The 11,776-nt window shown below is 59.7% G+C and carries 9 protein-coding genes; 5 read left to right on the top strand and 4 right to left on the bottom strand.

Annotation, left to right across the window (positions count from 1 at the left end):
* Positions 1-11 precede the first annotated feature (11 nt).
* Entirely contained in the window at positions 12-476 is a 465-nt protein-coding gene (gene rnhA / locus G5229_RS04500) for a ribonuclease HI (protein ID WP_005337815.1), read from the top strand.
* On the opposite strand, the gene G5229_RS04495 is transcribed toward rnhA, so the two are convergent.
* The gene (locus tag G5229_RS04495) at positions 464-1,186 is read right to left on the bottom strand and encodes a methyltransferase domain-containing protein (protein WP_421208664.1); all 723 of its coding nucleotides are present in this window, start codon (positions 1,184-1,186) and stop codon (positions 464-466) included. The genes rnhA and G5229_RS04495 overlap by 13 nt on opposite strands.
* Positions 1,187-1,258: 72 nt before the next feature.
* On the opposite strand from G5229_RS04495, the gene gloB reads away from it, so the two are divergent.
* Together gloB and G5229_RS04485 are read left to right on the top strand one after the other, a co-directional pair.
* Positions 1,259-2,023, top strand: coding sequence for a hydroxyacylglutathione hydrolase (gloB, locus tag G5229_RS04490; RefSeq protein WP_042055494.1), 765 nt, complete (start codon positions 1,259-1,261; stop codon positions 2,021-2,023).
* Between the two features lie 70 nt (positions 2,024-2,093).
* Positions 2,094-3,647 carry a lytic transglycosylase gene (locus G5229_RS04485; protein ID WP_216953219.1) on the top strand — a complete coding sequence of 518 codons (1,554 nt, stop codon included), beginning with the start codon at positions 2,094-2,096 and terminating at the stop codon, positions 3,645-3,647.
* A gap of 157 nt (positions 3,648-3,804) precedes the next feature.
* On the opposite strand, the gene astE is transcribed toward G5229_RS04485, so the two are convergent.
* Together astE and G5229_RS04475 are read right to left on the bottom strand one after the other, a co-directional pair.
* Positions 3,805-4,830: a succinylglutamate desuccinylase gene (astE, locus tag G5229_RS04480; RefSeq protein WP_421208662.1), complete on the bottom strand. Its 1,026-nt coding sequence runs from the start codon at positions 4,828-4,830 to the stop codon at positions 3,805-3,807.
* A 293-nt stretch (positions 4,831-5,123) separates the two neighbouring features.
* Positions 5,124-5,333 (bottom strand): DUF1127 domain-containing protein, encoded by a 210-nt coding sequence (locus G5229_RS04475; RefSeq protein WP_158112369.1) that lies wholly within the window; start codon positions 5,331-5,333, stop codon positions 5,124-5,126.
* Between the two features lie 525 nt (positions 5,334-5,858).
* On the opposite strand from G5229_RS04475, the gene G5229_RS04470 reads away from it, so the two are divergent.
* Positions 5,859-6,752 carry a DNA replication terminus site-binding protein gene (locus tag G5229_RS04470; protein WP_266135552.1) on the top strand — a complete coding sequence of 298 codons (894 nt, stop codon included), beginning with the start codon at positions 5,859-5,861 and terminating at the stop codon, positions 6,750-6,752.
* Positions 6,753-6,893: 141 nt separating this feature from the next.
* Here G5229_RS04470 and G5229_RS04465 read toward each other — a convergent pair whose 3' ends face one another.
* Positions 6,894-10,769: an SNF2-related protein gene (locus G5229_RS04465; protein ID WP_421208661.1), complete on the bottom strand. Its 3,876-nt coding sequence runs from the start codon at positions 10,767-10,769 to the stop codon at positions 6,894-6,896.
* Positions 10,770-11,384: 615 nt separating this feature from the next.
* Here G5229_RS04465 and G5229_RS04460 point away from each other — a divergent pair.
* On the top strand, positions 11,385-11,771 hold the full coding sequence (locus G5229_RS04460; RefSeq protein WP_421208660.1) for a hypothetical protein: 387 nt from the start codon (positions 11,385-11,387) through the stop codon (positions 11,769-11,771).
* The last annotated feature ends 5 nt before the right edge of the window (positions 11,772-11,776 follow it).

The following is an 11,776-nucleotide window of genomic DNA, read 5'->3' as shown; positions in this document are numbered from 1 at the left end:
ATTGATTGCTCATGTTAAAACAGATTGATGTCTATACCGACGGCTCCTGCCTCGGCAATCCGGGCCCGGGTGGTTACGGGGCCGTGATGGTCTACGGCAAGCACCGCAAGGAAATTTCCGCCGGATTCAAGTTGACCACCAATAACCGGATGGAGCTGATGGCAGCCATCATGGGGCTTCGAACCCTCAACGAGCCCTGCAAGGTGCGCCTCACCACCGATAGCCAATATGTGCGCCAGGGGATCACCCAGTGGATCATCGGCTGGAAAAAGAAGGGGTGGATGACCGCCAATCGTCAACCGGTCAAGAACGTCGATCTCTGGAAGGAGTTGGATGCAGAAGTGGGTCGCCACCAGATTGAGTGGCTCTGGGTAAAGGGCCACTCCGGCCATCCGGAGAACGAACGGTGCGACGAGTTGGCCAGAGATGCCGCCTGCGGCAAGGATCTGGCCGAGGATACCGGTTACCAGCCCTGACGGGCCATGCCCGGTGTGGCGAGGGACTTTGGCAGTTGCCAGCGCCGCCGCACCGGGATCAGTGGAAAACGCCGTTTACGGGCAGCAATCACGTATACCGACGCAAACGCCTTGCAATAATCCCGCCCGATACTCTCCCGCCACCAGCTGTGCCAGCTCTGTTTACCCATAAACGAGTAACCGAAACGCTCGTCAAACATCACTTCACACCCCAATAGATGCAGCCAGTCCGTCACCCGCCCAGGGGTAAACATCCGAGCAGACCAGGGCAACTTGCGCCGTAAAAAAGGGATACAGTGGCCAACTCCCACCAGACTCACCGGATTGTAACCACTGATGATGAGCCAGCCATCATCGGTCAGCACCCTTTCGGCTTCACGCAATACCTGATGGGGATCGGCGGAGAAATCGAGGCAGTGAGCCAGCAGACAGGCATCGACGCTGCCGGTTCGCACCGGCAGCTCGAGGGGATCGCCATAGATGTCCAGCAGTCGTCCCTCAGGCGCGACACCCACCTGATGACGAATGGATGAACATTTGCAGGAGAGCTCGGCGCTCAGGGCTCCGACCTTGAGCAAGTGATACCCGAACAAGTTGGGGCACCATCTGTCGAGCCGCTCCTGGATCTCGGCCGCCACCCAGTCACCCATAGGCAGCGCTGACCAGCTGGTCGGGATCTCGATTTGTTGTTCGGTACGTGCCACCTGCATAATAGGGTTCAACTCGCGGTTTCGAACGCCATCCTGTTATATAAGATACCCTCCCTAAAGAGAAGCAGACTCATGTATCCAGTGATCACAGTTCCAGCCTTTAATGACAATTACATCTGGTTGATTAGACACGAAAATCACTGTCTGGTTGTCGATCCGGGCGATGCCGCCCCCGTGCTGGAGCGGCTCTCGGCACTGGATCTCGTGCTTGATGCCATCTTGCTCACCCACCACCATCATGACCATGTGGGAGGCGTCAGCACATTGCTCGAGCACTTCCCCCACGCGAGACTGTATGGCCCCAAACTTGACCCCATGCCGGATCATCATGGCCAGTGGCTCGAAGATGGTGATCAGATCAACTGGCACGGCCTCGCCCTCGAGGTAATCCATGTGCCCGGGCACACCCGTGGCCATATCGCTTACTATGGTAACGGCATGCTCTTTTGTGGCGATACCCTCTTCTCGGCCGGTTGTGGCCGCCTGTTTGAAGGGACGCCGGAACAGATGTACCACTCGTTACAGCGCCTTGCCGCCCTGCCCGACGAGACCCTGATCTACTGCGCCCATGAGTACACACTCTCCAACCTGCGCTTTGCCTATGCAGTTGAACCGGACAATCCGGCGATCCGTGATCAGATCGGACTGATCAGCAAACTGCGGCAACAAGGGCTGCCAAGCCTGCCCACCCGGCTGGAGGATGAACGCAAGTTTAATGTTTTTCTGCGCTGCGAGCTCGATTCGGTAAAATTTTCTGCTGAAAAGAAGGGGCTAAAATGCGTGGAAAATCCGGTAGATACCTTCACCATCTTGCGTCAGTGGAAGGACGTTTTTTGAACAAACCTTGATCAGGGGGCCATTGCCCCTTATGATGCGGGCTGTTTTTCCCAAAAATGACCGGAACGAGATGAAGGTACGAACGGCCTTATTGGCAGCGCTGTTGCTCAGCGGCTGCCAAAACCTGAGCCATCAGGATGACCGGGCGCTAACGGCAATCGAGCCGATCAAGTCCCCCCAGGTCAAGAAAAAAGCGCATAAAAAACACTCTTCCCATTTCCTGTTTGGCGATGAACAACTGGATGAAATGGAAGAGACGGACAATCTGTGGGTGCGTATCAGCGATGATATGCAACTGGAAACTCCGGACAACCCGCGCATCCGCCAGCAACGTGAGTGGCTGTTGCGCAATGATAAGCATCTGGCGACCATTGCCAGCCGGGCTGAACCCTACCTCTATCTGATGGTAGAGGAGATTGAACGGCGTGAGCTGCCAATGGAGCTTATTACTGTCCCGATGATCGAGAGCATGTTTGATCCTCATGCCCGATCCCGCAGCAATGCCGTCGGACTCTGGCAGTTTGTGCCAGCGACAGGCAGAAACTTCGGTCTGCGCCACGACAACTGGTATGATGGACGGCGCGATGTGCTGGCCTCCACCAATGCGGCGCTCGACTATCTGGAATACCTGAACCGCTTCTTTGACGGTGACTGGCTGCAAACGCTGGCCGCCTACAATGCCGGTGAAGGCCGGGTGCGCAACGCCATCCAGCGTAATCAGCGCGCAGGCAAGCCGACCGACTACTGGTCGCTCGATCTGCCGCGCGAAACCCGGATGTATGTGCCTAAGATCCTCGCCATGGCTGACATGATCAGCAATGCGGACAAGTACAATATCCAGTTGCCGGTGCTCGCCAACGAGCCTAAGCTGCGTGTGGTTGAGACTGGCAGTCAGATTGATCTGAACGTGGCCGCCCAACTGGCAGGTCTGCGCACGTCACAGCTCAAGGAGGTCAATCCAGCCCTGAGCCGTGGCGTGATGTCGCCCCGTGGCCCTTACCGCCTGCTGGTACCGGTGGAGTATGCCGATACCCTGGAGCTGGCACTAGCTGATCTGCCCAAGAGCGAGCGTATTCGTACCCGCTCCTATCAGGTCACCAGTGGCGATACTCTGTCGCGCATCGCCCAGAATCACGGCGTCAGCGTGAGCGAGCTGAAACTGGCCAACAATCTGCGCAGCAACAACCTGCGTCGCGGTCAACAACTGGTGATCCCGACCCATGGTCAGGTCAGCAGCAAGGCCAGCTCCGCCAGCAAACCGCAGCAGCTGGCAAGCCGTGGCAGCAGCCAGAAGGCCAAGGTCAGTTACAAGGTGCGCTCGGGTGACAACCTGTGGAGCATCAGCCAGGCGCACGGTGTCTCCCACGAAGAGCTCGCCAAGTGGAATGGTCTGAATGCCAAGTCGGCGCTCAAGCCAGGCATGAAGCTGGTGGTCTATCCCAAGCAAGGGAAGAAGAGCGACAAATCGATGGTGTATCAGGTTCGTCGTGGCGACTCCATCTCCTCCATCGCGGCTCGCTTCCAGGTGGCCATCAACGATGTGATGCGCTGGAACCAGCTGGATAAAGGGGATTACCTCAAGCCCGGTCAGGAGCTGACTCTGTTTGTGAAGAACAACACCTAAGCCTCACCGCTTGAACCCGATAAAAAACGGGGCTAGTCATCTGACTGGCCCCGTTTTTTATTACTGCGGCTAACCGCTGTGTCTGAGCCGCCGACTAAAACAATGGCTTGGCGCCACCTGCGGATGTCTCACCGCTCTGCAGGCTAAGCTATCACCGCTATTCCCAGAGCCTTGTCGGCACCACCATCAGCACGGTGCGTTGACCGATCGCCACGTTGGCATTGGGGAAGACCACCGCCTCACGCGGCTTCTCGACCGTGTAGCGCAGCTCACCATCCTCGGCCAACACGAACCCTTGCGGAAATTCGGTGAAGTTGTCCACATCGCTGGCGAATAGAAAGCGAAACTGCTCCGATTTTTTGGTGATCACCCGATCGATGGCAAACAGGGTGAAATCGTCCGCCCGCCACGGCTCCAGTGCCACTTCATCCTGAGTGACCAGCTCCTGCAGTGCCTGCCGGGTTTCGATAAAGCGGGTCATATCGTTCTCACCAAATGGCCGTACCTTGCCCAGCTCCACCGTAAAGGCATGGGCCCCATGCTGGCGGGAGCTGTAGTAGCTGAAGGTCGTGGTCGGGCTGGCGGAGAGCAGAATGGTGCGCACCCCGCAGGCGCCGAGGAACTGCACCTGCTCGCGGCAGTGGGGCCGCTCGTGGGGAAAGGGGTAGACGGCGAACTTCTCGTGGCGCGAACCGCGAATGGCGGTGTGCAGATCGTAGTGGTAACGGGGACGAGCCGGATCGGCAAAGAAGCGGCTAACATACTGCTCGAGGCGCATGGCGCGGATCCGCTCCCGATTGCAGAGCCCCTCCCCCTTGCTGTGTGCTCCGGAGAAGAGCCGGTTCATGTTCTCCTCCACCTCCCGCAGCCCCAGATTCATCGCCGCCGGATTGCCAAACAGGAACAGCACCCGATGACGGGCGCTCAGCTCGCCTGAGAGCAGACGACTCAGCAGCTGGTTGCAGATCTCGATGGGAGCGGTCTCGTTGCCGTGAATACCGCAGGAGAGGACGATATCCTTGCGCCCTCCCGGCTGGCCGCCCGCGCCGCTGGCAGGCTCCAGACAAAGCACGCCCGTATCCCAGACGCAGACCCGCGCACCATCGGGCAGGGCAAATTCAAAGGGCTCAAGCTGCCACTCATGGCTGCGGGTCAAGGCCAAAAAATCGTGCTGGGGAATCATCCGTCTCACCCTCTCGCTCTGTAATACTATGGCCGGATTATACGCAAGGCATCGTGGCTTAAAATCATTTTTAAACAAATTCAAACATTAACGATACAAGTGTGATAACAATCGAACGATGACAGCAATGACAGTAGCGATGTGGAATAAAGAGGAGAGGAAAAAGGATCAACAAATAACAGGGGGAAAACGGGGGGAGATAAAACAGACAATAACAGACCTGGCAGTTGGTCCCCACAGGGGAAGAACAGCAAACGACTCAGCAGAAAAACAAGGCATCCATGCCCGGTAGATCAACCACGCCAGAACGGCTTGGTGGTCTCTTGATAACGGTCAGCTTCGTTCAGGCCGATGTCTTTGAGCAGGTACTCGGGCAGCTCGGAGAGCTGGCGACGGCTGCGGCTGCGTTCCAGCCAGGTCAGAACGGTCATTTTAACGCGAGCAACCAGATTCAATTGGCTGGAATGCTGGTAACCGGTTTCGGTATAAGCCATGTTGGCCATGATGTGGCTCCTCTGAATATTTGTTTACGCACTGGGCTTTATTTGATGCGCAAAGCTTAGTCAGGGAGCAGGGCCGACTCAATTGACGAATTTTGATACGTTACATTAGTAAATCTAATGTCTAAAAACGGCAGGATTTAATTTTAACGCTTTGATTTTAAACAAATAATTATTTTAACAGTTGGCCAGCAGAGTCGCACAGCATATTGTGCTGCATGGCACCCATCTATATATGCATTTTACTGCTTTACATATGCAGGGATGGACAAGGTGTGAACAGCTGGCAACAGCGGAGCTACACGTGATTGTTAATTTAATGATCTTACAGTGATCTTTATTTAACACCCTGAAACATAAATAAAACCATTACCACATCCCCATTCAGAGGCGCACATTGCCCCCTCCTCAAAGTGCCTCTTGGCACTCCAACCGCATGCTGGTATGTTTATTTATACAGTAGTTTTGCTACCCGCAGCAATGTCATACCTGATGTCGTCAACAGCGGGTCAGACCACAGGATCATCGATGGATACCTTTACCCCGACCGCCGCCCTGCGTCAACAGATGGCCGCCATTGAAGCCTCTCTGGATCAGCTGGCCACCCTGCTCGGCCAGCTCGAGCTGCAGGAGGCCCATGTATATCCACTCCCCCCGGTTGCACAGGGGGAAGAGCACGACCCGATCGAGCAAATTGAGGTGGGCTATCTCAACGGTGAAACCGCGTTGGCGGCCACCCTCGCCGCCTATCGGGATCACTGCGCCCGCCCCGGCTGCTCCACCAAGGCGACTCACCGGCTGCCCGGCTGGTTGCGCTTTCCTGCCGCCGCAGCCTCCTTGCTGCAACCGCTGATCGACCAAACCAACCAGCAGAAGCTCGATTTCAAGGCGCTGGTGCAGCAGGCGGGGGGACGGGACGAGAAGTTCGAGCTGGTACATACCGCTCTGCCAGGGGTGATCACCTTGCAGGTCTACCGCAAACTGACCCTGCTGGCGGGAGAGCTGCAATCCCTCGGCTTTACCTGGGCCGACAAGCAGACCATCAATCGCCTCAGTCGCGAGCAGGTGCTTGAGATGCTGGAGCGCAGCCGCCGCTACATACCGGCCCTCTCCAACAACGAGGAGTGGAGCAAGATGGTGGATCAGGAGGTCTACGACATTCGCCGTCTGCCCGCCGATGCCGAGCTGCGGATCCGCCGCCCGGTCAAGACCCACCCGATGATCAACCTGCTCTGGCTGGAGCGCACCCCGCGCAAGCAGCAGATCAAGGCGAGCCTGCCACTTTTGCTCTGTTCGGATACCCCGCCTGCAGTCACCCATCTGGGCAACTATCCCCCCAAGAGCCGGCAGGCGCGGCGAGATCGCAAGATTGGCGGCGAGCCCATCATCGAGCGGCTGCACCTCTATCTCTATCAGGGGTGACTGGATCTGGGATAACCGGGCCGCCTTGCCGCGATAAACAACGAATTCCGCATCTGCATCCCAAATAAGAAAGGGGAGAACATCTCTGGATGTTCTCCCCTTTTCTGTATCGATAGCCGATATGAAAGGCGGCGTCGCCAATCAGCCCATCAGCAGGGCCCGCAGACTCTCCACATCCAGCCCGCGCACCTCGGACTGGCCGCTCAGCAGGCCATCGGCCAGCGCCCGCTTCTCGTCGTGCAGGGCGACAATCTTCTCCTCCACCGTCTGCTCGCACACCAGCCGGTACACGGTCACCGGCTGGGTCTGACCCATCCGGTGCGCCCGATCGCTCGCCTGATCTTCCACCGCCGGGTTCCACCAGGGATCGAGGTGCAGCACGGTATCGGCCTGGGTGAGGTTGAGGCCGGTCCCCCCCGCCTTGAGGCTGATGAGGAACAGCGGCACCTCCTCGTGGCGAAAACGCAGGATGGAGTCCTGCCGCGCCTTGGCCGAACAGCCGCCATCCAGATAACAATAATCCCAAGATTTCTGCTCGATGCGGGCCCGCAACAGACTCAGCAGGTCGACGAACTGGCTGAACACCAGCACCCGATGACCGCCGTCGATCGCCTCTTCCAGCAGGGCCATCGCCTCGTCCAGCTTGCTGCTGGTCTGCGACCACTCGGGCATCACCAGCTCCGGCGAGCAGCAGAGGCGGCGCAGCCGGGTCAGGCCACTCAGCACATGCATCAAGGCGCGGCCATCGGCGCTTTGCACCTGCTGCACCACTTCCCGCCGGGTCGCCTCGTAGAGCTGGCGCTCTTCGGGGGAGAGGCTGATGTGGTGGATGATCTCGGTCTTGTCCGGCAGCTCGGTCAGCACCTGTTGCTTGAGACGACGCAGGATAAAGGGGCTGATCACTGCACGCAGCAGCGCCATGTGCTGGGGATCCTTGACCGCCTTGCCAAAACGACGCTTGAACTCGCCAAGGCTGCCGAGCAGCCCCGGGTTGATAAAGGTGAAGAGGCTCCACAGCTCCCCCAGATTGTTCTCGATGGGAGTGCCGGAGAGGGCGAGGCGAAAATCGCCGTCGAGCTGGAACAGCAGCTTGGCGCGCTGGGTACCGGCATTTTTGATCTGCTGCGCCTCATCGAGCACCATGGAAGACCATCGGCGGGACTTGAGCGCCTCCGCCAGGCTGCCGAGCATGCCGTAGTTGATGAGGATCACCTGACCGGCCTTGGCCTCGCGAATAATCCCCTCCCGCTCGGCCGGGTTCTCGAACACCACCACATCAAGCTCGGGGGCGAAACGGGCCACCTCCTCCTGCCAGTTGGTGACCACTGACTTGGGCACCACCACCAGCGCAGGGCCAAGGTGCTGGCGCATGCGCAACACAATCAGCGCCTGCAGCGTCTTGCCCAGACCCATGTCATCGGCCAGACAGGCACCAAAGCCGTGATGGGCCAGGGTCGCCATCCAGCGCACCCCCTCTTTCTGATAGTCCCGCAGGGAGGTAAGCAGCTCGTCCGGGCAATCGACCTCCTGCTGCCACTCCTGCTGCAGGGATTGCCACGCCGCATCCCCTTCGGTGGTAATGACCGAGAGCAGGCGAGTCAGGGGATAGGCCAGCTTGTTGTTGATGCGCTGCTCTTCATCGAGCATGGCCCCCAGCATGGTGAGCCGCTCCACCAGCTTGTCGCTCAGCATCAGGCTGGTCTTCTCGTCGAGCTGAACGGTGCGCTGCCCCGGGGTCATCTGGCGCAGAATAAGGCGCAGATCGAGGATCTGGTGCTCATCAAGCGCCAGTGCCCCTTCGACCTGGAACCAGTCCTGCCGCCGCTCGATGCGCAGGCTCAGAGCAGCTTCATCAAGGCTCTTGAGGCGAGCGCTGTCCTGATGCCAGTGAATGACCACACCGGTATCCACCAGCTCGGGCAGGGCATTGACCAGCGCCAGCGCCTGTTCCCCCTGCAGCAGCCACTCGCTGCCGGGCAGGCCGATGGGGAGTTGATTGCGCAGTAGCTGGGCCTGCAGCTTCTCGGCCGCGAGATCCCGCTGCCAATAGTGGTACGCCTTGATCCCCTGCCGCACGATCGCCTCCCCCTTGCCAAGGGGCTGGGGCGGCAGATCCTCAAAGCGGGTCACCAGCTTGACCGACAGCTGGCCATCCTGCCAATCCAGTTGCACCGAAGGAATGCCCGGCCAGGGAGCCAGTTCGGCGTTGCCGCTAAGCCCCGCAACCTGACTGTGCCAGGGCAGCTCGGGAATAGCGTCCAGGGTGCGTTGCAGCTCGGCCAGCCCCTCGGCGGGCAGCAGCGGGATGGATTCGAGCGCAGGCAAGCGGTCGAGCAGCGGCTGCGGGGTGAGGATCAGCTGCCACAGATCCTGCGCCAGCGGCATGATATGGGCCCCGCGGGCGGCTGCATCTGGGATCAGCAAGGCACTCATCCCCTCTTCGGTCGCGATAATCTGCAGCAGCGGCGCCGTGATGGCGAGCTGCAGCTTCTGCCCCTTGGCGTTGAACAGGCGGGGGTGATCGGCCAGCGGCGCCCAGACATCCCGGGGCAAGCGTCCCATCACCCGCGGCAGGGTGCGCACCACTGCCCAGTCATGCTCGTCGAGCATGGCGGCATACTGGGTGGAGAGCAAGGCCGGATCGACCCGGCGGCCCGCCGTCCACTCCCCCTTGGTACTGAGTTTCTGGATCTTGCACTCCAGCTCGGGGCCGTCAGCATGGAGCAGCCACACCAACCGCTCCTGCGGCTTGCGTACGCCACTGGAGCGTCCCAGCCCCTGCAACCAGTTGAGCCAGCTGGCAGAGGCCGCGGTTTTATCCTCGTCCCCGTCATCATCCTGCTCGTCACAGCCCTCTTGCGCACTCTCCTCACTGCCGCGCAGTTGGCACAAGGGCGCCCCTTTGGCCGCCTCGCCCAACAAGATACGCAGCAGATCCTGACAAAATGCCATAAGGCGATGATGGGGCTCGGCATCGAGCAGATGGGAGAGATCCCACTTGTGCAACATGGCCACCTGCGGGCTCTGGGCACCGTGACGGGCCAGCGCGCAGAGATCGAGCCAGAGATAGCCCCAGTGGAGCTCCTCTACCGGCAGTTGCAAAGTATCGAACAGGCCGACCGCCTGACCGTGGCGATCCCCCGCCCACTGGCTGAGCAGGTCGGCAAGCAGGGGGAACTGACCAGTCAGGCTGCGCTGCCACTTCTTGCGCTGTTCGCTGGCGATGACGGGATCGGCCTGCTGCAACCAGCCAAGCCAGAGCAGGGCGCTGAATGAACGGGGCCACTGGCCCGCCTCGCCCTCATCGGTTGCCTGCCACTGGCCCAGCGCGGTGAGCAGCCGCTCGCCAAGCGGGCCGCTCTGGCTCTGCTGGGCCAGTGCCTGCAGGGCTGGCCAGCCGGGGGCGGCATCCTGGTCCTCGCCGGTTGGCGATGTGCTCTCGCCATCCCCGCAGAGCCAGCGCCACTCCGCCTCGAACGCTTTGGCCCGGGCCTGCACCTCGGGAGCGCAGCGCACCAGCGCATTGGCCAGCGGCCAGCGCTCTTCATAGGGGGCATCGAGCAAGAGTTGCAGCGAGAAGTGCTCCAGCAACAGTTGCTGCCAGGCGGGGCTGGAGCCCGCCAGCAACTGGTGAGCGTCCGGGGTATCGAGCAGGGTCAGCAGATCGCTGGCCGAGAAATAGGTCGGGATCTCCCCCGCCTTGCCGCGGCAGAGCTCGCGCACCACCGCATGGGTGAGATCCTGCCCGGTCAATGAGGGCACCCGGCTCCAGTCCGGCGCCGGGCAAAGACCGGCACGCACCCCCAGGATCAGCGCCAGCGTCCCCTCGGCGGTCAGGCTCCACTGCTGCTCCCCGCGCAATCTGACCAGCCCAGCATCCTGCAGTCGGGTCAGTTTATCGATCAGGGCATGGCCTATCGCCAGTTGTTCTTGCAGCAAACGGGTACTGGCAACGCGCTGCAATTGCAGGGTGGCGAGCAGGGCATAACTATCCGAAGAGAGGGTGGACGCAGACATCAAGACTCACGGGCAAGTGCAAAAGCGGAATTTTAACGGTAAAGCGCCAGCGGCTCGACCCTTTACCGTGAAATAACTCAAAAAAAAACGGCCATCCATGATGACCGTCGAAAGTAACGAAGGAAATAGCCGGATCATCCGGTTACCTCCCACAGCGGGAAAATCGGGAGCGCTAGCCCCTAATTCGTGGGGCCAATGCTAGAGGTTGACGTATTAAAAAGCTTTGAAGCGGATCACAATTGAAAAGGATTTCTGAAAACGCTTTCAATTTTTGACGACCTAAAGAGATGATCTTGCACCAAATGAACCATCTCCAACCCGGCCTTCCTCGTCGCGGCATGGATCCCATATACCCATTTCCATTCAGGGCTCGAGGGGGCTGTTGGCCCTGACCGCCGGAATGCGCGGGGCATTATCGGCGATTGGCAGCTGAACGACTCCCCCCTTGTCCGGAGCATTGGCAGACTGATCTGGCCAGCACGCTCGGTACTCGGCCAGCTACGAGGGCAAACGTGGCGACTCACCGGTTGCAAGAAACGGGGCTTCATCCGACCGGCTTGCCCGGGCTGTCATTGATCGATAGGATGTGCCCCATTCCAAGAGGGCAGGAGCAACATGATTTTGCGACAACGCGTGGCGACAAGACTCCTGCTGCTGGTCTGCATTCTGCTGCTCAATTGTGCACTCCAGCCGCTGACCAGGCTGGCTCAGCTGGAGATAGCCGCTGGCTGCCATATGCTGACCGTCCCATCCTCCGCCATCGATGTCGATGTCGATGAGGATGGCCGCGCAGCAACGCCGCAACCCGGCAGTTGCCAGCTCAACGGCAAGTGGCTCAGTGCCGCCAGCGTGCAATGCGCCGAACAGCTCTTCTTTGCCATCGCATTCCTGATCGCCCTGCTGGCACCACTGCCCCGTTGCTCGCCCCCCCTCCCCCCACCCAGAAATATCTCCCCGCCAGAACGGCGGCTTCATCTCACCCTTTGTGTCTGGCGAGAATGAGTCAG

Source organism: Aeromonas sp. 602396, assembly GCF_049173735.1.
Classification (GTDB): Bacteria; Pseudomonadota; Gammaproteobacteria; order Enterobacterales; family Aeromonadaceae; genus Aeromonas; species Aeromonas veronii_A.
This window is presented reverse-complemented; position numbering and strand designations above follow the sequence as displayed.